Source organism: Rickettsiales bacterium, assembly GCA_041396965.1.
Taxonomy (GTDB): Bacteria; Pseudomonadota; Alphaproteobacteria; order Rickettsiales; family SXRF01; genus SXRF01.
The window spans coordinates 1,756,317-1,780,474 of record JAWKXN010000001.1 but is presented as its reverse complement, the minus strand read 5'-3'; the positions used below and the strand labels follow the sequence as shown (position 1 = coordinate 1,780,474).

Sequence of the window (24,158 nt, the reverse complement as noted above, 5' to 3'; positions counted from 1 at the left end):
TACACTACGTATTATTTAAGGCCACGGACATTTGAATGGTGGTATCCCATTGACAATAGACTCAGCGTTGTCGTGTGCTAATTTTCCTTCATTGTCAGCCGCTGTTTGCGCGGCTATAGCAGCGGCTATAGCATCATTAATTTGTTTTTCTATAGCTGGATCTGTTGGGTCGGTTCCGCCAAGACCTACACCTACGGCAACACCAGCTAGTGTTGAGCTTTGTAGTGCATTTATAGAATTTTGTAGATTATCAAATGCCGTTACAACAATTTCGTTAAGATTTTTTATAGTAATCGCAAGTGGTCCCAATTCGTTATAAGCCGCTAGTTCTGCAGGTGTTGGGTTGTCAGCGTCAGCGTCCTCTAAAATATCATCCAGTTGATCTATCCGAGCTTGATTAGCGTCTACAAAGCTTTGAAGGTTCGCGCTAGCTGTTTGCCAGTCTGAGTAATATTTATTTGTATCAGCTATATCAGAGTTAATTTCTGTTATGGCACCCTCAATAGGCGCGTTATAAGCTTTCGCGTCTGCTATTTCTTGGTTTCTTTGGTTTACCTCTGCAGTGTTTGTTTGAACGGAATTACAGCATGAACCAGTGAGATTGCCGTCTGTATCCACACATTGCAAAGTACAAGTATATGTTGGAGCTATTGGATCTGGAACTGGCATTATGAATCCTTGTAACCAGCTAGATGTAGTACTTCCCTGAGATATTCTTCCAGGAACTTGTACGTCTATTTGATGTTTTAACTTTGTATCAGCATCACGCGAAGTTACATCATGCTGAAGATAACCTTGCTGTACGCCAGCTAGTTTTGCGTTTACATCTGCTTCATAAGCCGTCTTTGCCGCATTGTACTGCGCTACTGTACAGGTGGTTCCAGGAACTGTTTTTGGACCAGGTAGTGATCCTTGAGATACCTGCTTGGTGCATACATCACCGCTAGGGAAACATTTTACATCTGCTGGGTCTGCTACAGTTTTGCAACCTGTCCACTCAGGACCGCACAGAGTAGCATCTGATATAGAACCAGCGCCAGCGCCTATGTAATCTTGTCTGTAAGATAATGGTGGATCATATCCAGCGTTTAGGCAGAAAGCAAAGGAATCAGAATCAAACTCCGCTGATTGAATGTTGTCACTATTAGAATCGATGAAAGGACATAGACGAAGATTTTCTGGGTCAGTTGGACGATAAATAAATACTGTACCCCAAGAACTGTTATCTGTGCCACCTAATACACAGTGAGTAAATTCTGGATCCTCGCATGAAGGTTGCCCATTAATTTGAGCAATTTGTGTTGTTCCCAACGTGCTTATATCATGAGTCGTTCCGGCGTTTGTTATTTTTTTTCTATCGTCTGGAACAGAATTTTTATATATGGTGCGTTTAACCCCATTACCCCAAGATAAACTACTACCAGTTATTGTTGGAAATTTACCTTCGTCCCAACTTTCAATCTGCACGAAATGAGTGGTGTCAGCCGCGTTATTGGTAGCTGGGTTGCCAGCCGCGATAGTATTGGCCTCTGCTACATAAGATATCCGTTTGATTCCGCCAAGTCTATAGATTATGATATCGCCCTTTTTAGCTTTATCCAGCCCAAAAGCAGAAATCTTCCTTTCAAACCCATTGTGGTTGCTATCAAATATGTAACCACGCCAACCGAGCGGCCAAGGCCATTGTTTGCCATCTTTAGTAGTGTAATTGCCGCCGGCTCTTGATAATACAAAATTCTCAGGACCTCCGTATTTGAATAATTTTTCGTAACGACCTATGCAGACAAGATTATGTCTTCTAGTGGTCCACATTTGATGACCCTTAAGCTCTTCCCATCCCCCAATTCTACCAATACGGGCACGTTGGGTAAGTGACTGGCTTGAAGAAAGAGTAGGAGCGTTATTAGTTTTTCCTGAAGAGCCAAATACCGTGTCAAGACCACCTGATATTATGCCGGATATTCCATCGCTAGTGCCAGCGATATTGATTTTATTCTGTAAATTGTTTGTTAGATCACCTATTTTGTTCTGTAAACCACTTACAGCGGTGCTAGGGAAATTAGTAACAGTAGTCAGAGCATTATTAGCTATATTAAGAGCGTCCTGCTTTGCTATAAGGTCACTTGCGGCTGTCTTGAAACTATCTACGGCATTCGAGACGTTTTGATTGCTAAGAAGGCTAGAATCGATCAGATCAAGATCACTGAGGTTAGTAATATTAGGTATTGCGCCACCAAGTAGCGTATTCAAACTGTTTTTTGCTAAATCAAATGCGCTAAGGGACTTATTTAAGGCGGTTTTCGCGTCATTAACAAGCTGCTGTACAGCTGGAATATTACCAATATATTGAGAAGCGTCATTTACAAGTTGCTGACCTTCTTGCAGCAGACTATCTTTTATCTTCGTCGCTTCGTTAAGTGCTGACTGCGCTGTATTATAAACTGACTGTGCGCTAGTTAAGTTTGCCAGTTTGGCGCTTGCGTCAGCGATGGCGGCATTAATGTCCCCAACAACATTTCCTGACTGAATGTCGTTTACGAGTTGCTCTGCTTGTTGATAGACATTTTGCGCGCTAGTTAAACTAGAGCTGGCACTATTGAACACCGTAAGAGAATTACTTACCATAGTATTAGCTGAGGTAGTCGCTGTATTCAAAGCATTACTTAAATCAGTGATGGAGGCATTGCCACTAATTAGCTGTTGAGCTATATTAGTTAGTTGATTTGTAGAAGAAGTAATTGAATTTATACCAGTTTTTAGAGGATTAGTTATACTGCTAATGGCACTTGTTACCTGAGTAGTGGCACTATTTATTATGTTAGTAGCTTCCGTCTGTACCTTGTTTATTATGTTAGTTGTTACATTAGATACTGCTGTGTTTAGCTTATCTTTTACAATGGTAGTTGCTTGGTCTACAGTAGTATTCAATAAACTTGAGAAAGAAGTATTGGTTATCCCACTTGTTCCATCTGGGTCAAGTACACCGTTTATCGTACCACTGAGGTTGCCGACTCCGGATAATAAGCTACTTGCCAACGAATTACTACTTCCAGATATTATGCTACTTATATCGGGAGAACTGGTTACTAGTCCAGATCCTAGAGAACTAAGTATGGAACCACCGTTTGTTGAACTACCTGATTGATTGCTAAGGTTTGCGACAATATTGCCAACACTGCCAGATCCACTAATGGAGCTTATAAAGTTGTTTACTATACCCCCGCCGGCTTTTTCAAGACCTGGCATAGCGTCATATAAATTACGTTCCTCGTGACCAACCCCTACAACAACATCATAGCTGCCGAGAGTATTTATAAAGCTGCCGCCATGCACAGGATTTCCGGCGGAAGTTCCAGTATCCCAGCGGCGCATATATGGCATATTGGAGCCACCTTGATAGGCATAACTACCAGCTGCGGAAACCGTTTGTTCTATCGCTTGCTTTAGAGCTGCTCCCATACTATCAGAAACAAGCTTTGTTCCTTCTATTATTATATCATCGGCTATTGGTTTGGCTTTTAGAATTACGTGAGACTCAACAGCATTAGCGGCAGCCATGACAGTGCTTCTAAGAACATCTTGCGCTTTTCTTATAATATCTATTTGAGTATCTTTTATAACTTGAAGCGCTTTGTATTCGACATTAGCAACTGTACAATTAGCTAGCGCACTAGTAATGGAGGATATATAATCCTGTGCAAGAGTTGAGAGTTCATTGCTAATATTTATGTCGCCAATCGCGATGAGGGTAGTGGTTATAAGATTTATATCTTTGGAAAGATAAGCGATTCTTTGTTCGGTATTGTTTAGGTTGTTTTGTCCCACTTGACAGGTTTTAAGCTGACTTTCTGGAAATGACTCTGCCTGTTTTATTAAGGCATTTGCTGTATTTCTGATATTATTGAATTTGCTCCAAGCTAATGATGCTGCTGGTTCCAATATAGTTTGATTGGCTAAATCTCTAGCTTCTTCCAGTATAAAATCACTTTTTTCCTGTAATAGATCAGTAGCATCAGTCATAAACTTTGTTGGAAGCTCAGGTAGATCAAGTCGTGAGCTTTTGAAATAATGATTGAATCTTAAACCATCAGCCTCTGTATCATTACAGCCAATCATTGTTAATTTTTGATTCCATTCAGCGGCGGCATCATAAGAATCACGGTTATATACATTAATGAATAAGCCATCCTTAGCTGGAACAGGATTAACACTTGGCGAATTGCTGGTAAGACCAAGCCATGAACCAACGTCTATACCGGCAACTTGTAGCCAATCTTTTTCAACATTGTTCAGAGCTCCACTACCACCGAGAATATTATTGAATACTCCCGCGCTTGTCATGTTTATAGTATTTGTTACAGTATTTGTTATGTTGTCGACTGTCTGCTCTACTGTGTTACTCAACCAGCCTGCCGCGTTAGTAAGAGCAGAGTTAAGGTTTGTGATAGAGGTATTCAATGCACCTTCGAATTTATAATATTCTGTAAGAAGATTAGGACACCACTTGTTAGTACAAGAAGATTGTGTGCCATTTATTACTTTTTCTGCGTCCTCCCATGCCTCTGCACCTTCCGAGTGAACACTATATTTATGTTCAGCTATTAATCTTTCAAGCATGTCAGCTGCCTCTGTAAATGCTTGTTTAGCATTGGCGACATCTGACAAAAGCCTCACTTTATCGCTGCTCGCCGCGTCATATATATGGGTATAACCAAATACCATTTTACGTTTTTGACGTAGACCTTCGCAGGTACGTATTTTCATATAGTTCATAGGTACTACGTCTTTAACGATAATACGGCAGCATTGCTGTATACTCATGCTTACTGGGCAGTCATGAATATCATCATTCTCATAGAATCTGGTTACACATGGTTTCTTCCAGCTTTTAAGGGTACGTTTATAGTAGTAACGTAAGAAATTACGTCGTCTCCAAGTAAGGAAATTATATTCAATACGCTGCATTATGCAGTCATCAAAAGCGTCTCTGCGTGATTCAAGAATATCAACAGGGACTATAGCGCACATTACCTCTGGGTGATGAAAATCTTTTACCAAGTCCTTAAGACCACCTAGTGATCCTACGCTTGATATAGCGTTTTTTATGTTATTAGCACTTTGGAATAAGCTATTTATAGTATCAAAAGGTTGCAAAGGATTAGAAAATTTAATAACACTTCCTAGATTTGAACTCGAAAACGAACTCAAACTCGTAAGACCACTAAGCCCTGATAGTTTTGTTAGATCAAGGAAATCAGAATAACCGAAAGCCCAGTCGCCGAATATACGATGTCTTGGAGTAAACACAGAAGTGCGATATGAGTAATCACGATCGGTACTGTAGTCTTTTGTGCTGCTGCTTGACCAACTTAGCATATCAGTATACGAACCCATTATTATTTTACCAATATGTAACGCCCAATCATCAAGCCCTGGGGTTTTGCCTACCGCTACTCCACCGATAGTTTTATAATTATCACGCGGAGAGAAAGGATTGTCCGGAATATTTATCTTCTCAACATTAGGGCAGAAACCAGCCTTAGCCATACCAGGAGAAACATATGGAGACATGTCAGACATTGGTACAAAATATTGAAATCCCCATTTTTTCTTCAATACAAAAAGCTCTACAGCCGCCGACATACCATAATTGAGCATTAAGGTAGCGTTGAAGCTTGTCCAGTCGGTTTGTTTTTTAGTTCCTACATAACCAGGATCACCAGGTTGTGGAGATACCACACAAGGAAATATATCTTGGTAAATAGGTAACGTTCCATTTGGAAAATTTTTCTGGAAACTTTGGGTGAGTATAACGCTAGGGCGGTAGTCGGCTTCGTCTAAATCCGCACGATCATATTGTAGTACAGGCGCGAATCCAAGACCAATAGGGGATTGACCATTCATGAAAAGTTTTGAATTAGTTCCGCTCATCAAAGGCTGGCAGCTATTAAATATCGCAAGATCTGGGCTTCCTTTCGGCGCGTCAGCCGAAAGCGGATCATCGGTAGTTGGTCCTGTTCTTTCCATTACCCATTCAGGATGGGTTGCTCTGTTGAGTATATAATAATCATAGCATTTATCCATCGCGGCTTTGATTTCTTGTGCCGTAGTAGGAGGGTTCTGTACAATAGTGCTTAATGGACATACCGCCACACCAGATGCTGGATCAGATATTGGGAATGTAGTGGTAAGATAACGATTACTCGTGCCATATACAGTTTTCCCTGCCGCCGCGTCACTTCCTAAGGTTGTGAATCCTGTGTTAAAAGCATTTTTGTAGTATGCGAATTTTTGGTTTTGTCCAGATGCGGTTGATGGAACAAACTTAGGTGTCCTTATCACCGGCATACAACTATTCATAAATGGTTTCGCGCCAGAAACATTGCCAACCGCACCATATTTACTCAGCCCTGTCGCGGTTAGACTTCCCGTTTCTGGGTCAAACGCGTCAAATGCTAGCGCCGTGCTGTTTATACATAAATCGCGCATGTAATAGTCCGGCTCTATACCCGTAATTACCACCTCATCGTATCTCCCATGTGTCTTTGGCTTAGCGTGTTTTATTAGAAGAGTTGATATGAGATTAAAAAAATTCGTCATTGAACATTCAAAAAAGTCATGACACCAGTTTTTAGGTAAGGGAACACACCATGCTAATATATATATAGGACCGTAACACCATAAACTGCGAGCTAGAGGCCACGGATATTTAACAGGAGCTGGTATAGTGATCGGCAACCAGCCGAAATGTGGTTTAAAATCCATGACCTCAAATATATGGAGAAGAACGAAAGCGCTAGAACCGTCAAATTTAGGTATCTTTTTCTTCGCTTCTGCGTCATTGTGAAAGATAGGAGCTGATATACTAAAAACTATTACAGCAACCGCCAAAATAGAACAGGTCTTACGAAATATTCTCCGCAAAAATATTTTTGAAAAAATATGACCTAAATAATTTGACACTGAAATACCTTTTTTATCAAGCGCGCTCAGATGTGTTAATACAACTTTAACGAGATGTACTCTACCATGAAAGATTGTAGCCGCTAATTGTTACAATTTTATTACAGAGGTGTAAATAAGTTTACTAACTTTGTTGGCTTAGAGTTCCAAGAATATTTTGTGCGGCAATATCGCTTGGTTTTTCATTGTTTTCTGGAATTAATCGTTTTATTGCCGTACTCATATGATTTCGTTGCCTTTTCATTAATTCTGGATTTGACAGTATGTTATCCGCGCAACTTGCTAGAGCTATAGGAGTCGCTTGTTCTTGCAATATCTCTGGTATTACCTCTTTATTAAGTATAATATTTATAAGATTAACGTATTTTATTTTAATATATCGTTTTAACCACCATACTGATAAGCTATTCATTTTGTAGGAAATTAACATTGGAGTTCCAGCTTTTGCCACTTCTAGGGAAACGGTGCCGGATTTAACAAAAGCGAAGTCGCTGGCGGCGAAAGCGTCTTGTTTGTCTTGTTCATCTACGGTCATGATAATTCTAAATGGACAATCATTGAGATATTTACCAAGTAACGGTTTTACGTGTTCGGGAACACTCATGGTAAGGGCAATATCTGGATATTTATTAGCGAGGATAGCGATAGCTTTGGTAAATATTGGCATATGACGCTTTATTTCATTCTCTCTGCTGCCAGGAAGCAGGCTTATTAAGATGGTTTGTTGTGGTATTTCATATTTTTGTCGGAATCTTTCGTTGTCTCCGGTTAGGCTCTCACATATTATTGGATGCCCAACGAAAGTGTAGTTAAGACCGACTTTTTCAAAATAAGGCGCTTCAAATGGTAGTAGGAGTAATATATGATCGAACAGAGCCTTACATTTTTTCGCTCTTTCTGGCTTGTATGCCCATACAGTCGGCGCGACATAGTGAATGAATCGGCTTTTGAAATTTTCTTTCCTCAGTTTTTCTACCACGCGAAAGCAAAACCCAGGTGAATCAATGGTTATTACCATGTCAGGTTGCTTTATTATAATGTCCGCTACGGTTGATGAGATATGGGCGAGTATTCTGAAGATATTAGGTATAATCTCAAATATACCCATTATTGATAGTTCATGGTATGGAAATATGCTTTTCAGTCCTTCAGCTTCCATCTTTTTACCACCAATACCGTAAAATAATATTTCACGCTGGCTATTAGCTCTTAGTGATTTTATTAATTGCGCGCCAAGAAAATCTCCTGATGGCTCTCCGGCCATCATATATATTACGAGAGGTTTTTCTTTGTTATCATTCATAATTCACGCCTATTATAAATATACCATAATCATTTGCTTTTTTAATAGCTTCTTTTCTATCTATAATGATACTATATCCAGCTTCAACCGCTATTCCAGAAAGACCAGCGCTATGCGCTTTTTCTACAGTATTTATTCCAATTGATGGAAGATCCGCTTTTTGTTCTTGTTCAGGTTTCTTTGCCTTTATCAGAAGACCGCTTTTTTTTCCTCTATTATTTTTATTATTGGTATTATTTTCCGTATAATGACTAATCATAGCGTCAGTTCCGGCTTCGGTTTCTTCTGCTACTATCTTACCATTTTTTATTATAACCGCTTGTCCTATGTCTTTTGCTCCTAGCTCTTTTGCTGCTTTCATGCCGATTTTTATATCATCCAGTTCTTTTTTATTTGGTGATATTTTTCCTATAACTCCTTCAATAGCGATTATATCAGGAAGTATGGAATCTATTCCAATTACCTTAAAATTTTCTTCTTCTAAAAAATTTATGATAGTTTTAAGAATGGTATCATCGCCCTTAAAAAAATTCTGTCCTAGCTTTTTTAGTAATTTTTTACCTCCATCATCAGGAATAAGAGAAGATAGGGTAGGGCGTTTTAAGCCGCCAACCATCACTATTTCTGTTGCTTTTGCCTCACGCAAAAGTTCTAAAGCTTTTCCTACCTCGCCAATTTTGATTACGGCATGAGGAATTTCTGTCATCTCTTCATTATCAAAATCTTCCGCGAAAGTTATTACAAAGAAATTTCTGCCTGTTTTCCTGCAATGCTCAATTAGTTGTTTTGGCAGGTTGCCTTTGCCAGCTATGATTCCTAGAGTGCAGGAATTGTTCATGGTAATTTATGACTATTCTTGATTTTCATTATAATTGCTGGCAGTTAGTTGCATTTTGGGGATACATAAAGAACGAGAACCTTTATTATTGATAAATGAGATAATATTCTTCACCGCGTCTATACCTTTATAAACGTTCTCAGCTTGACGACTACGATCCGCTAAGGTCGTCTCGTTACTGTCAAAGATCATCTTATAGGCACCACGTAAAGCATGTATAGTTTCCCTGTCAAAACCACGACGTTTAAGGCCAACCAAGTTTAGTCCGGCAAGATTAGCACGCTCTCCTATAACTGAGCCATAAGGTATCACGTCATGCTCAACTCCTGACATTCCACCAATAACGGCGTGTTCACCAATTTTTACGAATTGGTGAATAGCGGCAAGCCCACCAATTATAGAAAAATCACCTATCTCAACATGTCCGGCAAGGGTGGCATTATTAGCTAATATTATATTGTTACCTAATATACAGTCGTGAGCTATATGTGAACCAACCATGAACAGGCAGTTATTGCCAATTACAGTTTTCATCCCACCGCCCTCAGTTCCGGTATTGATGGTGACATATTCGCGTATGGTGTTGTTGTCGCCTATCTCAAGAGTTGATGGCTCACCCTTATATTTAAGATCTTGTGGTTCAAACCCAATTGAGGTGAACGGAAATATACGACAATTACTGCCGATTTTAGTAATACCGTTTATGACCACATGAGATATAAGCTCACAATTATCTCCAATCATAACATTGTCACCGATAACGCAATATGCTCCTATTTTTGCATTATCGCCTATTTGAGCGCTATCCGCTATTATGGCTGTAGGATGTATATTACTATTTTTATTTGTCACTTTTATTTTTCGCTTTTGTTTCTTAAGAAGTATTATCTTGTGAAGATTTATCAGGTATATTTGTTAATTGACAATCATAGCACATATTACCGCTTCTGTGGTTTTTGTTCCATCAACGGTCGCTATACAGGAAAATTTCCAAACATTTCTCCTACTTTGTTGTTTATCAACTCTTATATGTAGGCTGTCACCTGGAACAACTGGTTTACGGAATTTTACCTCATCTATTGACATGAAATAAACTATCTTTCCTTCCGCTTCTTTCCCTAGAGTGTTTACGACAAGAACCGCTGCTGTTTGTGCCATTGCTTCAATAATTAGTACTCCCGGCATTACCGGTTTATTGGGGAAATGCCCAGTAAAGAAAGGCTCATTTATAGTGACGTTCTTAAGTCCTATAGCGAACTCACCAAGTTCAAGATCTATGATTTTATCAATCATAAGAAAAGGGTAACGGTGTGGGATCATTTCCATTATCCGTTCAATGGAAATAGTTCTTTCCAAATCCTTTTTTTCTTTTTCCATAGCTTTACCTATTTATATATATCCTATCTATAAGAGATTTTACGGTGAAGTACATTACATAGCTATTTGATGGTTTATCACCTATTTCTATTAGTAACAACATTATTATATTTATTAGTTCACTGGCATCTATAGTAAATTGCCTTTATTTTTACCCATAAAAATAAAGGCATCTCGCTCGCTTCACGGCGCAAAACCGACTCTTTCGGAGTAGGTTTTGATAGTAACTTGGGTAATGCTTACCGCAAGTTACTATAGCTCTCAATTTCATTGTCGCGTCATAAAACATATTTGCTATTATTGATTCTTTTTTGACAGTTTATTGATCGTCGCCGTTTGTCTATGCCATTCAATTATGGGAACAGCCGGTGCTCCGCCGTAAGTGGCTTTTGCTGGTATGTCACCTTTTACTCCTGATTTGGCGGCTATTTTCGCGCCATCACCTATGTTGTTGTGACCAGAAAAACCAACTTGACCGCCTATTAGAACACCATTTCCGATATGTGTGCTTCCGGCGATTCCGGTTTGAGCGGCAATCATGGTGTAGCTACCGATTTTTACGTTATGAGCGATTTGAACGAGATTATCTATTTTGCTGCCATAGCCTATTTCAGTATCATGCCCTGATCCTCTATCTATGCAAGTTCCAGAACCTATCTCAACGTGGTCTCCTATCTTTACTATTCCGATTTGTGGGACTTTGATGATACCTTTTTGTCCAGCCGCGAAACCGAAGCCATCTTGCCCTATATGCACACCACGATGAATAATTACATTCTCACCAATTATAGCATGGCTAATGGAGCATAAAGCACCTATATCCGAGTTAGAGCCAATATGGACAGAATCACTTATTACGCTATTAGCGCCGATTTTACAATTGTCACCGATTTTAACATTTTCTCCAATAACCACGCCAGAATCCATGTTAACATTCTTGCCTATTGTCGCTGTCTTAGCGATAACAGCTTTTTCAGATATAGTATTTTTTTTGGTTTTGTTTTGATATAGTTTTTGAACGGTAAGAGCGTAAGAATAGTACGGATTATCGCTTATGAGCAATACCATTTTGTTTGGAGCCTTATTCGCAAATTTCTCTCTGACAAAGCAGGCACCAGCTTCACTATTTGCAAATTCATGAAGGTATTTAGTGTTATCAAGAAAGCTTATATCACTTTTACCAGCATTTTCTAAAGGAGACACATCAGAAAATAATTTCTCTGATGTGTCTATGTCACCGGTTTGGCGTACTGTGACTCCGGTTATTGATATTATATCTTCCAGAGAGATTTTACCGTTGCTGGAAAAAAAATGTTTGTTACTCATTTGTAATATTTTACCTATACTAATTATGAATAAAAATATTTTATAGTTTTATTCAACTCTATGCTTGCTTCGTGGCGGAAACCCTTATCTAAGGGATAATGGTTTCATGCTAATTTCGTATGAAAGTCATTCAAAACGATTATAATTATTTGAACTTAACCGTTAATTTAGGAAGCTGTTTATTTAGGCGCTTTAGAACTTCATCAGAAATATCAAGAGCGGTGTTCGCGTATAGAATTTGAGAAGTTGGCAAAGCGATATAAAATCCTTTTTCCTTAGCTATGTCCGAAATTATCTCGGTGACATTTTTTTGAATATCATTAAGCGCGCGTTGGAAAGCGTTATCAAGCAGTACTTTTTTTGATTGAACGTCTTTTTGGGTAGCGGTCGCTTTTTTGCGGAAAGCTAGTACTTTTTCCTCAAATGCTTTCTTGGAGAGAACAGATTTCTTTTTTACTATTTCCTCATCTTCTTTTTTGAGTTCTTTTTCTTTTTTAGTTATTTCATCCTGAAACGCTTTTTGTTTTTTCTCAAGCTGACTTCTTACATCTTGCGCTGCGGTTGAGCTTTGCATTATTCGTTGAATATCAACTACGGCTATTAGTTGGTTATTTGCGAAAACCGGTTGCGCGAACGATATTAAAGAAGCCACGACTAGTATAAGGAGAAATTTTATGTTTTTCATTGTTATTCCTTTCATAATTTTTATAATTTTTTGCTTTAGAAGCGAGTTCCAAAGCTGAAACGCACTGTTTCGGTTTCGTCTATGTCATGTTTAAGTATGGCATGAGCAAAGTCAATTCTTATAGGACCAAAAGGGGAAGCCCATAATATACCAGCGCCAGCCGACAGGCGCAGTGAATCACTATCTACAATACCAGCTCTTTGGTTGTCAATTTTCCATAGGCTGCCAATATCACTGAATATAGCGGCGGAAACACCAAGTTCTTCAGGAAGACCGAGTGGAAATTTAAGTTCAGTGCTTGCCGTATAGTAAGCGTTACCACCAAGCGCATCAAGGCTTCTCTCATCACGAGGACCAATACCAGCATTGCGGAAGCCTCGTAGATCATCACCACCGACAAAGAAGCGGTCATTGATTCTTACGTCATGTCCGCCAATTCCAAATACATAACCGGAAGATCCGGAAACGCTGGCGGTTAATTGGCTTATGATAGGGTAGTAATAACTTGCTTTTAGCTCGTGTCTTAAATATTTTGAATCGCCGCCTATACCAGCGAATTCTTGCGAGAATTTTAGATAATATCCACTCGATGGATCAAGTTTGTTGTTGCGGCTATCATAGGTAAGGGCATGGCTTATAGCGGAATTTACGTTTTTCCCTTCCTGTTCTTTAATGAATATGGATGTTTCTGGATGGACATCGGTTATATCAGTCTCACGCAGGGAATAATTTACTGAGTGTTGCAGCCTTTCTTGTAGTTTGTAACCGCTCCTTAAATTTATACCCTTTGTATTAAGATTGTGGGAACTTTCTCTGGAGAAATCTTGATTGATTTTGTAAACATCAAATCCCGCTGAAATATCTCTATTCAGGAAGTAAGGCTCCGTAAAGCTAAGCTCTATCTGTTTCCTGCGTGCTGCTAGCGTAAGTCTGGTTCTAAGCTCTTGTCCACGTCCAAGAAGGTTTTTCTCACTTATCCCAAAATCACCAAGTACACCGTCAGTACTAGAGAATCCGGCTCCTATGCTAACTTCGCCAGTTGATTTTTCTGTTACGTCAACATTTACCACAGTTTTGTCAGGAGCGCTGCCTTGTTCTTTTTGAATGTCAACTTTTTCAAAGAAATTTAGATTATTTATCCTTTGCTCAGAACGCTTTAATTTTGAATTATTATAAGCGTCACCTTCACTTAAGCGGAATTCTCTACGCACCACTTTATCTAATGTTCTGGCATTGCCAGATATATTTATACGCTCTACATATACACGAGGACCTGGTTTTATTACATAATCAACATCAGCTATTTGTGTAGTACGATCTTTGGTTATCATCGGTTGAATATTAACAAAAGCATAGCCGAGATCGCCAAGCCGGTCGGTCATAGCGTCTATGGTTTGTTCTATATCATTACTGTTATAGGTGTCACCGGTTTTACTTTTAATAACATCACTGAAATCTGGTGATTCATTGCCTTTTAACAGGCTAGAAGTTTTTATTTTCCCAAAATTATATTTTTTACCTTCAGCTATGACGAATGTTACATAAAAAGCATCTTTTTGTGGTGATAACTCAGCGTGAGCTGATTTTACCTGAAAGTCAGCGAAGCCCTCATTTACATAAAAGCGCCTTAATAGTTCTTGATCATATTGCATTCTATCAGGGTCATATTTATCATCGCTAGAGAAGAATTTATACCAACGTGATTCTTCTGTACGGATTACGCCACGTAGGTCACTATTGCTGAAATGCTCATTGCCGATGAAAGTGATTTTTTCTATGGTGGCGAGTGTGCCTTCATTAATTTCATATACTAAATCTATACGATTTTGGTCTTTTGTTATTATTTTAGGCTCAACTGTAGTGTTGTAATAACCGTTTCTTCTATACAGGTTTAATATTCTTTTAACATCAGTTTGCAATTTGTCCTGTGCATATACTGAGCGGCTATCAAGACCCATTTCCTTTTTGAGGTCATCAGTCTCAATATGCTCGTTACCCTCAAAAGCTATTTGGTTTATTATAGGGTTTTCAACTACTCTAACTATGAGCGTAGAGCCTGATTTAAGCAATTTTATATCAGAAAAAAAACCGGTAGCGTAAAGATTTTTGAGGCTCTCATCAATCTTTTGCTGAGTAAGAGCGTCTCCCGATTTTATTCCAAGATATGATACTATGGTTCGTCCTTCAATCCTTTGGTTTCCGTCAACTTTGACTGATGATATAGCGCTACCATTATTATAAGTATCGTTGCTACTTGACTGTGGTGAGGCATTAGCTGATGCTCCATATATGCTAGCAAGTAGCACGGAGCATGTAGTACTGGTGAGGAAAAATTTATATATGGATAGATTCTTCATCTTGTATTCCCGCTGTTTTTAGCATTCACCATTTCATTCGCAGGATTTACATGTTCCTGTTATGGATAAAAATGAAAGCTCTATATATTATATTTTTATTACACAACACTAATGCGTCAAAATTTGTTTGAAATCAAGTGTAAAACTTCACGGATAGAGAAGTTATGAGTATTCGGTTTGAATCTTCAATTGGTTATAAGGCTAACTGAACACATATAGCGCGTTCAATGGTTTCCATATCATCTGGACTAAGGATTGTTATGATTCCCTTTAATCTTTGTTTGCTGATGTGATTTCTAAGAAATTAACTTTCTTATATCATTTATAAAGGTAAACGCCATCAGCATTATGAGTAGGGAAAAGCCGGCTCTAAACCCATATTCCTGCATTTTTTGCGCCATTGGGCGACCTCTGGCGGCCTCTATAGCGTAATAAAGTAAATGACCACCATCAAGGACCGGGATTGGTAGTAAGTTCATAAGACCAAGATTGGCCGAGATTAGGGCGATTAACCAAATAACGGTGTTGACTCCTTTATCAGCTGCCTTTCCTGAAAGTTGAGCGATGCCCACGGGCCCACTTAGTTCCTTAACATCACGTTTTCCAGTTACTAATTGTCCTATGGTTTTTAATGTGGTTTTGCAGATTACATAAGTTCTGTCAATTGATTCGCTAACCGCGCGCAGCATTCCCACATCCTCATATTTTATCTCGGTACTTTTTATACCAATTAGAGGTCTTTTTATTTTATTGCCAAGACCATCCTCCGATTCAGTTATTTTAGGAGTTACTGAAAAATTTATTTTTTTATTATCACGCTCTATAATTATTTTTATCGGTGTGCCTAGATTGGTATAAATCGCATATGATATATCGTTGAAATTGGATATTTCATTGCCATCAACCATGACAATACGGTCACCTGCTTTAAGTCCCGCTTGTTGTGCTGGTGAGTCTGGTATTACTCTGCCGATTATAGAGTTTATGGAAGGAAGACCATTGCTCATTATAAAATAAATAAATATAGCGATGGTAAGTAGGAAGTTGGCTATAGGACCCGCTGCTACTATAAGCGCTTTTTGGTATAGGGGCTTAAAATGGAACGCTCTTTTTTTATCCTTATCTCTCATTTCATCAAGTAAATTGACATCGGGAGTGCTGGCGGCAGAGGAATCACCGAACATTTTGACGTACCCGCCAAGAGGCAGTAAGCAGAACTTCCATCTTGTTCCTGACTTGTCATTCCAACCGAATAATTCCTTGCCAAAACCGATAGAGAAAGTGAGTATTCTGACACCACATAACTTGGCGGTTATATAGTGACCAAATTCATGGATAAATACAATAACGCTAATTACGATAACAAAGGCTGCCATAGTTTGGCCTATTGAGATTATGGTTTCCATAATTTATTTGTTCCTTTTATTGATTATCTATCAGTTTATTAGAGTAAGAGCGTGCTATTCTATCGCATTCCATAACTTCTTCTATAGAGGTAGGAGGAGAATTATACACATGTTCAAGAGTTTTTTCAACAATCCTGCTTATATCAAGAAATTTTATGCGTTCTTTCAAGAAATTAGTAACCGCTATCTCGTTAGCGGCATTTAGTATGGTAGGGGCACTACCACCTTTTTTTAAGACCTCACGCGCTATTCTTAGCGCGGGGAAGCGGTCGCTATCTGGTGGTTCAAAGTCAAGTTTGCCGATTTCAGCTAGATTAAGCCGTGAGGCGGTGCTTTCCATACGTTGTGGCCACGCGAGGGCGTTGGCGATTGGTACGCACATATCAGGAGTACTCATTTGGGCGAGTACGGAGTTATCGGTAAGTTCAATAAGCGCGTGGATTATTGACTGTGGATGTACCAATATGTCAAGCTGTTCGGGCTTTACTGGGAATAGGTAAAAAGCCTCAATCAATTCTAGCCCTTTATTCATCATGGTGGCTGAATCAACAGATATTTTAGCTCCCATATTCCAATTCGGGTGTTTTATCGCTTGCTTTGGGGTGATGTTTTCCATTTCTTTTAAGCTGAACTTACGGAAAGGACCACCTGAGGCGGTAAGGGTTATTTTTCTTACATATTTTAGAGATTCATTTAGGTCAGCGCGTTCTGGGAGTAACTGAAAAATGGCGTTATGCTCGGAGTCTACAGGAATTATTTTAGTGTTATGTTTTTTTGCCTCATTATTCATCAACTCACCAGCGCAAATTAAGCTTTCTTTGTTGGCAAGAGCGATAGTTTTTCCATTTTTGATAGCGGCAAGTGTTGGCTCTAGGCAGGAAGCTCCAACTATGGCAGACATGGTAATATCACTATTTGTTTTTGCCGCGTCAGTAACCGCTTGTTTGCCCGCCGCGCTTTTAATGCCGCTTCCTTGTAGAGCTGTTTTTAGCTGTTCATAATGCTGCTCATTGTTAATTACCGCTAATTTTGGTCGTAGTAATTTCGCTTGCTCTATTAGAAGTTCCACATTTTCATTAGCGGTTATAGCGTCTACTAGAAATTTTTCGGGATGGTGCTGGATAAACTTTATAGTATTGCGACCAATAGTACCAGTTGAGCCGAGAATCGTAACTGTTTTGGAAGAGTCAGCATTATTTGGATAAATATTGATGTTACGCATTAGATAAATAAACTATTATGGCGAAAAGTGGGATTGTAAACATTAAACCATCAACTCTATCAAGCAGACCACCATGACCTGGTATTAGAGAGCTGCTATCTTTTATATCGGCTCTGCGTTTTACCCATGACTCAAAAAGGTCTCCTATTTGCGAGATTGCCGATATTAAAAATCCGGTGATGATAACCCATATTACACTTGTCGTATATGGTGAGAAAAAGAAACATACTACGCTGGTAACGCCGGCTGCCGCCATGCCTCCACCAAGACCTGACCAAGTTTTTTTTGGGCTAATGGAAGGAGCTAGTTTCGCGCCACCAATTATTTTTCCGCTAAAATAAGCGCCTATATCGGTTGCCCAGACGATGAACAATATGTGAAGAGTAAGCAGGAAACCGGTTAGTTCGTTTTCTACTGTTGTTATGCCACGTAGCCATAAAAGACTAGCGCAGGGAAGGGATATATAGAATAATCCGGCGAGCTTCCATATAGAGGTTTCTTTATCGGTCATTTTCTCCCATTCTCTAAGCATTTGTAAGGCCGCTAAGATTATAAGGAGATTAAATAGGAAACCGCCACTCCATAATATTATAAGTGTGGAGGAGGCGAGAACTGCTCCAGAGACTATTCTGACACTAAGTCCTGACCATTTTTTATTACCACCTTGTTTTTCTTGAGGCATACTTTCTTCTATAATAGTGCCGTCATTTATAGGGTCAGTTTCAACATAGTTATTGTTTTCGGTGTCTTCGTTATTGTGATGTTCCATAGCGTCTTTCCCTTGTAGCAAAGTCATCAAGTGCTAGTGTTAGTTCTTTTTCATCAAAATCTGGCCATAATATATCAGAAAAACACAGTTCAGTATAGGCTGATTGCCAAAGTAGGAAGTTGGAAAGACGTTTTTCTCCACCAGTGCGGATAAGTAAGTCTGGTTCTGGGAGGCCTTTCGTATCAAGATTTTGCGCTAGTATATCCTCGTCTACATCGTCTATTTTTAGCTCACCATCCGCAATTTTACCGGCTATTTTTTGCGTTGCCCTTACTATTTCTTGTTTACTGCCATAGCTAAGCGCGATTATTAGATGGAAATCATTATTAGTTTTGGTAAGCTCTATCGCATGTTCTATTTGCTCATAAATTTCCGGTTTTAATTTTGACAGATCGCCAATAAAATGTAGTCTGATTTTTCGCTCATGGAGTTTTTCTAATTCTTTGTGCAGATAGTGCTGTAGTAACTGCATAAGATCGTTTATTTCCTCATTTGGACGTTTCCAGTTTTCAGAGGAAAAGGCGTAAACCGTTAGATATTTTATGCCTTTTTTCTCACATGCCTCTAAGGTAAGGCGTAGCGAGTCCGCACCTTTCTTATGACCGGCAGTACGTGGCATTCCACGTGATTTAGCCCATCTGCCGTTGCCATCCATGATTATGGCGACATGTTTGGGTAAGGTTTTATTTTTTATGTTTTTTCTTATTGCCTCTGGCATTTTAACCCTATCCACCAAGGATTTCTTTTTCCTTCACTGCCTGTGCCTCATCTATTTTTTTGATGAACTCATCAGTAAGCTTTTGGATGACATCTGACTGCTTAGCGTGTTCATCTTTAGATATATCACCATCTTTTTCTTGTTTTTTGAGCGTATCCATACCATCACGGCGGACATTACGGACAGCGATCTTTGCGTTTTCACTGTATTTCCCAGCGACTTTAGAAAGCTCAACCCGCCTTTCCTGAGATAGGGGAGGAATAGGGACACGCACCATCTGACCGTCAGCGGCAGCGTTTAGACCAAGACCAGCGGCGTTTATCGCCTTTTCTACCGCTTTTACCATAGAGCCATCCCACACTTGGACAGATAGTAAATGAGGTTCTGGCACAGCTACGTTAGCGACTGTATTTAGTGGTGCCATGCTGCCATAAGCCTCTACCTGTACATGGTCAAGTAAAGCTGTGTTGGCTCTGCCGGTTCTAAGACCAGAGAATTCTGAGTGTAGGGATTTAAGCGCGCCTTCCATCCGGCGGCGTAGTTCGTTTATATCAGCGGTCATAGTTGTTTTCCTTTCGCCATGTTTAATTCATGAGTATCCGCTTAACTTTTTCTTGAAAAAATTAGTGGACGCTCAAACGCCGCTGAGGCTTACGCCGCACAAGCGGCGGGCTGCGGTCATAGCCTTGTTGTTTGAGACAAGAAACTCTCACTTGAGGGACTATAGATATATTACAAGGCTTTATCAATTATTTTTTATCACTGATTAGGGTAAATTTGCCTTGCCCACAGATGACCTGTGATAGCGCTCCATCATTATGTATGGAAAATACCATAATAGGTATCTGATTCTCGCGGGCAAGGGAGATTGCTGATTGATCCATTACTTTGAGGTCACGCACTAAAACTTCGTGATAGGTAAGGGTAGAGAGCAGTTCAGCGTTTTTATCCTTGCGAGGGTCAGCGGAGTAAACCCCGTCAACCTGTGTTCCTTTCATTAGAAGGTCGCAACCCATTTCATTAGCGCGCAGGGCGGCGGCGGTATCGGTAGTAAAATATGGATTGCCAGTTCCGGCAGCGAATATAACCACTCTGCCGCGCTGCATATGACGTTCGGCACGTCGTCTTATATACGGTTCGCAGACTTGCATCATATTGATGGCTGATAGCACTCTAGTATCCATATCCATGCGTTCTAATGTGTTCTGTATGGCAAGGGCGTTGAGCACGGTAGCGAGCATTCCCATATAGTCGGCACTGGCTCTTTCCATGCCGTTTGCCGCGCCTTGCACGCCTCTGAATATATTGCCGCCGCCAACTACTAGGCATATCTCAACACCAAGTTCTACAGCGTGTTTTACATCACGGCATATACGCTCAATTACCTCCTGATCTTGTCCGTATTGTTGGTTTCCCATCAATGCCTCGCCGGAGATTTTCAGGAGTACACGTTTGTAAAGAGGGACTGTTTTTTCAAGTTTGTTATTTTTGGTCTTAGTCATATGGGATCTGCATTTGTTAAGGTTTTCGTTGTTGGATTGTAGATATGTTTTTAGTTTTGAGCAACAAAAAAGGCTTCAGAATTAAATCCGAAGCCTTTTTCTATATCTTTGTGTAAAGCATCTAAGCGCAGATGGCGAAGCATCATGTTTAACGATTCGTTTAACATCAGATATTGATTTTTTGTATTACTTGTATTACAATGTACTGTCTATATGACAAAAATTAGAAAGGATGAATTATGACTTCCGTACGCTTACCAGAAAATATAGATATGCAGTTGGAGCATCTATGTGAGCTAACCAAGCGCAGCAAAAGTTTTTATATTAAAGAGGCACTAACTCGTTACCTTGAGGATATAGCCGACCATTATATTGCCATAGACCGAATTTCTAGCCCAAAACGCAAGCTGCACTCCACACAGGAAGTTATCAAAGAACTTGAATCACGCAAATGAGTTACAGCGTTAAGTGGGATGATGGTGCAATTGACGATCTAAGATCTTTAGGAAAAGCAGAAGCAATCCGCATTGTTAAAAAAATTGAGTCACATCTGGTAAAAGATCCGCTGTCACTAGGTAAGCCACTAAGCGGAAATCTCGCCAACCTCTATCGCTACCGCATTGGCAATTACCGAGTAATCTATCAAATTTTTCGTGATGAACTTATTGTTGCTGTAGTTCGGATTGGACATCGCAAGGATGTTTATGGGTGAATCAAAAATTATGGCAAATCTTCTAATCTTGAAAATCTAATAGGTAATAAAAAGCTTGGCATATCCAAACGCTTCATACTACCTACGATGTTCACACCATCAATTTTTGCAATTATATCTACTTCAAAACTATCAACACTATCACCAAATACATTATCCCAGTGTGGATTATGCTTAGTAATTCTAGCTTGCCCCAGTAGCTCGCCATTTTTTACTTCAAAGCTCCCAACGTAGTAATAACCACTATCACCACCAAAAACTTTATTCGTTTCAAAAACAACAACGCCACCATTTCTGTATTCAGATGAAGCTATATCTCCAAATTCAACAAGATAAAGTGCCTCTACACCTTGTGAATTATATTCTATGCTTTCCTTAATTGTTTCTAATGCCACTGAATTCTCCCTTTACAATTACAATATATAGTATTTTTTTAAGCATAAAACATACAATATATAATATTTTTTTTATCCGCGTTCTAAGACCGCCTGCGTGAGCTGGCGGATGTAGCGCAGCTACAATCTTCCTGCTACAAATAATATATGAGTTACAGGAAACAAAATAACTGCATCTATCTATGTCACTATCACCTTGTTTTTGCGACTAAATACCGTCGTAAGATTATCAACGAAGGTGTTAGCGAATTTTTGAGGAATAGACTCTATGAAATAACGGAACATTATCCAGAAATAGATATTATGGAATATAATGATGATAAAGATCATATACATATTCTTGTGTCTATTCCTCCAAAGATGAGCGTAGGAGATGTTGTACGAATAATTAAGACGAATACAGCACGCAAAATCAAGGTAAAGTTTCCGTTTCTCAAAAAGGTGTATTGGGGTACAGATAGTATATGGTCGGGCAGTTATTTTGTTTCTACGGTGGGGATAAATGAAAAGATTATACAGCGTTATATAGAAAAACAAGGGCAGGAAGATTGTGGCCAAGCGAAGCTTGAACTAGAGTGAAACCGCCTGCGTAAGCTGGCGGAGATTCACTGCAAGCAATTCATATAAAGACTTGGTATTGTCAGCAGACCATACGAGCCATCAACCAGCGAAGTTGTATACCATGTGAAAGGCATTAGTCTTTCACGGGCGCATTAAAAAATATAAACAAAAAAAGGGACTCCGATTTGTCAGAGTCCCTTTTTATATTTCTGTGTAAGAGCATTTAAGCACAGATGGCGAAGCATCATGTTTAACGATTCGTTTAACCAATCAGTCATCTGAATAATCCAGAGAAAGTTGATAATAAACAAAATCCTTAGAAAGGAGGTAATCCAGCCGCAGGTTCCCCTACGGCTACCTTGTTACGACTTCACCCCAGTCACTGACCCTACCGTGGTCGCCTGCTTCCCGAAGGTTAGCGCAGCGGCTTAAGGTAGAACCAACTCCCATGGTGTGACGGGCGGTGTGTACAAGACCCGGGAACGTATTCACCGCAGCATGCTGATCTGCGATTACTAGCGATTCCAATTTCATGCACTCGAGTTGCAGAGTACAATCCAAACTGAGGCGGCTTTTGGAGATTTGCTCCCCCTTGCGGGTTCGCTGCCCGTTGTCACCGCCATTGTAACACGTGTGTAGCCCAGACCGTAAGAGCCATGAGGACTTGACGTCATCCCCACCTTCCTCCGGCTTATCACCGGCAGTTTCCTTAGAGTTCTCAGCATAACCTGTTAGCAACAAAGGATGAGGGTTGCGCTCGTTGCGGGACTTAACCCAACATCTCACGACACGAGCTGACGACAGCCATGCAGCATCTGTGCATCTCCCAGCCGAACTGAAGAAAATCATTTCTGATAATCATAGAGAGCATGTCAAGGCCTGGTAAGGTTCTTCGCGTTGCGTCGAATTAAACCACATGTTCCACCGCTTGTGCGGGTCCCCGTCAATTTCTTTGAGTTTTAATCTTGCGACCGTACTCCCCAGGCGGGGTGCTTAACACGTTAGCTACGCCACTGAAGGGAATCCCTCCAACGGCTAGCACCCATCGTTTACGGCGTGGACTACCAGGGTATCTAATCCTGTTTGATCCCCACGCTTTCGCGCCTCAGCGTCAGTTGTCGTCCAGATAGCCGCCTTCGCCACCGGTGTTCCTCCTAATATCTACGGATTTCACCCCTACATTAGGAATTCCGCTATCCCCTCCGACACTCTAGTCTGACAGTTTCAAAGGCAATTCCGGAGTTGAGCTCCGGGCTTTCACCCCTGACTTGACAGACCGCCTACGCGCTCTTTACGCCCAGTAATTCCGAACAACGCTAGCACCCTTCGTATTACCGCGGCTGCTGGCACGAAGTTAGCCGGTGCTTATTCTTCAGGTACCGTCATTATCTTCCCTGACAAAAGAGCTTTACAACCCTAAGGCCTTATCACTCACGCGGCATGGCTGGATCAGGCTTGCGCCCATTGTCCAATATTCCCCACTGCTGCCTCCCGTAGGAGTCTGGACCGTGTCTCAGTTCCAGTGTGGCTGATCATCCTCTCAGACCAGCTATAGATCGTAGCCTTGGTAGGCCATTACCCTACCAACAAGCTAATCTAACGCGGGCCGATCCTTTAGCGATAAATCTTTCCCCCGAAGGGCGTATACGGTATTAATCCCAGTTTCCCGAGGCTATTCCGTACTAAAGGGCACGTTCCCACGCGTTACTCACCCGTGCGCCACTCTCTACCGAAGTAGAGCGTTCGACTTGCATGTGTTAAGCCTGCCGCCAGCGTTCGTTCTGAGCCAGAATCAAACTCTCAAGTTTAGATTCTTACAAACATTTAGAAATATAAATATTCACAAATATTTGCGCTTCATACTTCATTCATTAGAATGAAGACTCAAATTTTCGGAAACACACACAACATCACCATTATATAAAACGCCTTGGATTTACTTACATAATGTTATGTTCTGCATATTACTATGCGCACACATGATATTGTGCTGTTAATTTATACAACTAGCCGGTTCCGAAAAA

The 24,158-nt window shown here is 40.2% G+C and carries 18 protein-coding genes and 1 rRNA gene; 3 read left to right on the top strand and 16 right to left on the bottom strand.

Annotation, left to right across the window (positions count from 1 at the left end):
• Positions 1-15 precede the first annotated feature (15 nt).
• The 14 genes from R3D71_09370 to pyrH all read right to left on the bottom strand — a co-directional run bounded on the left by R3D71_09370 (position 16) and on the right by pyrH (position 20,466).
• Positions 16-6,600 carry a hypothetical protein gene (locus R3D71_09370; GenBank protein MEZ5691855.1) on the bottom strand — a complete coding sequence of 2,195 codons (6,585 nt, stop codon included), beginning with the start codon at positions 6,598-6,600 and terminating at the stop codon, positions 16-18.
• Between the two features lie 487 nt (positions 6,601-7,087).
• Positions 7,088-8,266: a lipid-A-disaccharide synthase gene (lpxB, locus tag R3D71_09365; protein ID MEZ5691854.1), complete on the bottom strand. Its 1,179-nt coding sequence runs from the start codon at positions 8,264-8,266 to the stop codon at positions 7,088-7,090.
• Positions 8,259-9,104 (bottom strand): UDP-2,3-diacylglucosamine diphosphatase LpxI, encoded by an 846-nt coding sequence (lpxI, locus tag R3D71_09360; GenBank protein ID MEZ5691853.1) that lies wholly within the window; start codon positions 9,102-9,104, stop codon positions 8,259-8,261. The genes lpxB and lpxI overlap by 8 nt, the downstream gene beginning before the upstream one ends.
• A gap of 12 nt (positions 9,105-9,116) precedes the next feature.
• The gene (gene lpxA, locus R3D71_09355) at positions 9,117-9,956 is read right to left on the bottom strand and encodes an acyl-ACP--UDP-N-acetylglucosamine O-acyltransferase (protein MEZ5691852.1); all 840 of its coding nucleotides are present in this window, start codon (positions 9,954-9,956) and stop codon (positions 9,117-9,119) included.
• Between the two features lie 63 nt (positions 9,957-10,019).
• Positions 10,020-10,481: a 3-hydroxyacyl-ACP dehydratase FabZ gene (gene fabZ / locus R3D71_09350; protein MEZ5691851.1), complete on the bottom strand. Its 462-nt coding sequence runs from the start codon at positions 10,479-10,481 to the stop codon at positions 10,020-10,022.
• 297 nt (positions 10,482-10,778) lie between these two features.
• Positions 10,779-11,807: a UDP-3-O-(3-hydroxymyristoyl)glucosamine N-acyltransferase gene (gene lpxD, locus R3D71_09345; protein ID MEZ5691850.1), complete on the bottom strand. Its 1,029-nt coding sequence runs from the start codon at positions 11,805-11,807 to the stop codon at positions 10,779-10,781.
• Positions 11,808-11,952: 145 nt separating this feature from the next.
• Complete coding sequence (locus R3D71_09340) at positions 11,953-12,492, bottom strand: OmpH family outer membrane protein (GenBank protein MEZ5691849.1); 540 nt, start codon at positions 12,490-12,492, stop codon at positions 11,953-11,955.
• A 35-nt stretch (positions 12,493-12,527) separates the two neighbouring features.
• Complete coding sequence (gene bamA, locus R3D71_09335) at positions 12,528-14,849, bottom strand: outer membrane protein assembly factor BamA (protein ID MEZ5691848.1); 2,322 nt, start codon at positions 14,847-14,849, stop codon at positions 12,528-12,530.
• A gap of 296 nt (positions 14,850-15,145) precedes the next feature.
• Positions 15,146-16,225 (bottom strand): RIP metalloprotease RseP, encoded by a 1,080-nt coding sequence (rseP, locus tag R3D71_09330; protein MEZ5691847.1) that lies wholly within the window; start codon positions 16,223-16,225, stop codon positions 15,146-15,148.
• Between the two features lie 46 nt (positions 16,226-16,271).
• Positions 16,272-17,477 (bottom strand): 1-deoxy-D-xylulose-5-phosphate reductoisomerase, encoded by a 1,206-nt coding sequence (locus tag R3D71_09325; protein ID MEZ5691846.1) that lies wholly within the window; start codon positions 17,475-17,477, stop codon positions 16,272-16,274.
• Positions 17,470-18,246 carry a phosphatidate cytidylyltransferase gene (locus R3D71_09320; GenBank protein ID MEZ5691845.1) on the bottom strand — a complete coding sequence of 259 codons (777 nt, stop codon included), beginning with the start codon at positions 18,244-18,246 and terminating at the stop codon, positions 17,470-17,472. Before R3D71_09320 ends, R3D71_09325 begins: the two co-directional genes overlap by 8 nt.
• Positions 18,230-18,964 carry an isoprenyl transferase gene (locus tag R3D71_09315; protein MEZ5691844.1) on the bottom strand — a complete coding sequence of 245 codons (735 nt, stop codon included), beginning with the start codon at positions 18,962-18,964 and terminating at the stop codon, positions 18,230-18,232. Before R3D71_09315 ends, R3D71_09320 begins: the two co-directional genes overlap by 17 nt.
• A gap of 7 nt (positions 18,965-18,971) precedes the next feature.
• Entirely contained in the window at positions 18,972-19,526 is a 555-nt protein-coding gene (gene frr / locus R3D71_09310; GenBank protein MEZ5691843.1) for a ribosome recycling factor, read from the bottom strand.
• Positions 19,527-19,713: 187 nt separating this feature from the next.
• On the bottom strand, positions 19,714-20,466 hold the full coding sequence (pyrH, locus tag R3D71_09305; GenBank protein MEZ5691842.1) for a UMP kinase: 753 nt from the start codon (positions 20,464-20,466) through the stop codon (positions 19,714-19,716).
• A gap of 239 nt (positions 20,467-20,705) precedes the next feature.
• On the opposite strand from pyrH, the gene R3D71_09300 reads away from it, so the two are divergent.
• Together R3D71_09300 and R3D71_09295 are read left to right on the top strand one after the other, a co-directional pair.
• Positions 20,706-20,921 (top strand): ribbon-helix-helix protein, CopG family, encoded by a 216-nt coding sequence (locus R3D71_09300; GenBank protein ID MEZ5691841.1) that lies wholly within the window; start codon positions 20,706-20,708, stop codon positions 20,919-20,921.
• Entirely contained in the window at positions 20,918-21,178 is a 261-nt protein-coding gene (locus tag R3D71_09295) for a type II toxin-antitoxin system RelE/ParE family toxin (protein ID MEZ5691840.1), read from the top strand. The genes R3D71_09300 and R3D71_09295 overlap by 4 nt, the downstream gene beginning before the upstream one ends.
• An 8-nt stretch (positions 21,179-21,186) precedes the next feature.
• On the opposite strand, the gene R3D71_09290 is transcribed toward R3D71_09295, so the two are convergent.
• On the bottom strand, positions 21,187-21,573 hold the full coding sequence (locus tag R3D71_09290) for a GrlR family regulatory protein (GenBank protein MEZ5691839.1): 387 nt from the start codon (positions 21,571-21,573) through the stop codon (positions 21,187-21,189).
• Between the two features lie 147 nt (positions 21,574-21,720).
• Between R3D71_09290 and tnpA the strand changes: the two genes are divergently transcribed.
• A complete protein-coding gene (gene tnpA / locus R3D71_09285) occupies positions 21,721-22,152 on the top strand; it encodes an IS200/IS605 family transposase (protein MEZ5691838.1) in 432 nt (143 codons plus the stop codon).
• A gap of 302 nt (positions 22,153-22,454) precedes the next feature.
• On the opposite strand, the gene R3D71_09280 is transcribed toward tnpA, so the two are convergent.
• A 16S ribosomal RNA gene (locus R3D71_09280) occupies positions 22,455-23,942 on the bottom strand.
• Positions 23,943-24,158 lie beyond the last annotated feature (216 nt).

Excerpts from the sequence above, each read along its gene's own strand:
- R3D71_09320 (MEZ5691845.1), bottom strand. The coding sequence starts at position 18,246 with ATGGAACATCACAATAACGAAGACACCGAAAACAATAACTATGTTGAA.
- R3D71_09340 (MEZ5691849.1), bottom strand. The coding sequence starts at position 12,492 with ATGAAAAACATAAAATTTCTCCTTATACTAGTCGTGGCTTCTTTAATA.
- R3D71_09300 (MEZ5691841.1), top strand. The coding sequence starts at position 20,706 with ATGACTTCCGTACGCTTACCAGAAAATATAGATATGCAGTTGGAGCAT.
- pyrH (MEZ5691842.1), bottom strand. The coding sequence starts at position 20,466 with ATGACTAAGACCAAAAATAACAAACTTGAAAAAACAGTCCCTCTTTAC.
- frr (MEZ5691843.1), bottom strand. The coding sequence starts at position 19,526 with ATGACCGCTGATATAAACGAACTACGCCGCCGGATGGAAGGCGCGCTT.
- lpxB (MEZ5691854.1), bottom strand. The coding sequence starts at position 8,266 with ATGAATGATAACAAAGAAAAACCTCTCGTAATATATATGATGGCCGGA.
- rseP (MEZ5691847.1), bottom strand. The coding sequence starts at position 16,225 with ATGGCAGCCTTTGTTATCGTAATTAGCGTTATTGTATTTATCCATGAA.
- bamA (MEZ5691848.1), bottom strand. The coding sequence starts at position 14,849 with ATGAAGAATCTATCCATATATAAATTTTTCCTCACCAGTACTACATGC.
- lpxD (MEZ5691850.1), bottom strand. The coding sequence starts at position 11,807 with ATGAGTAACAAACATTTTTTTTCCAGCAACGGTAAAATCTCTCTGGAA.
- lpxI (MEZ5691853.1), bottom strand. The coding sequence starts at position 9,104 with ATGAACAATTCCTGCACTCTAGGAATCATAGCTGGCAAAGGCAACCTG.
- R3D71_09295 (MEZ5691840.1), top strand. The coding sequence starts at position 20,918 with ATGAGTTACAGCGTTAAGTGGGATGATGGTGCAATTGACGATCTAAGA.
- tnpA (MEZ5691838.1), top strand. The coding sequence starts at position 21,721 with ATGAGTTACAGGAAACAAAATAACTGCATCTATCTATGTCACTATCAC.
- fabZ (MEZ5691851.1), bottom strand. The coding sequence starts at position 10,481 with ATGGAAAAAGAAAAAAAGGATTTGGAAAGAACTATTTCCATTGAACGG.
- R3D71_09370 (MEZ5691855.1), bottom strand. The coding sequence starts at position 6,600 with ATGACGAATTTTTTTAATCTCATATCAACTCTTCTAATAAAACACGCT.
- R3D71_09315 (MEZ5691844.1), bottom strand. The coding sequence starts at position 18,964 with ATGCCAGAGGCAATAAGAAAAAACATAAAAAATAAAACCTTACCCAAA.
- R3D71_09325 (MEZ5691846.1), bottom strand. The coding sequence starts at position 17,477 with ATGCGTAACATCAATATTTATCCAAATAATGCTGACTCTTCCAAAACA.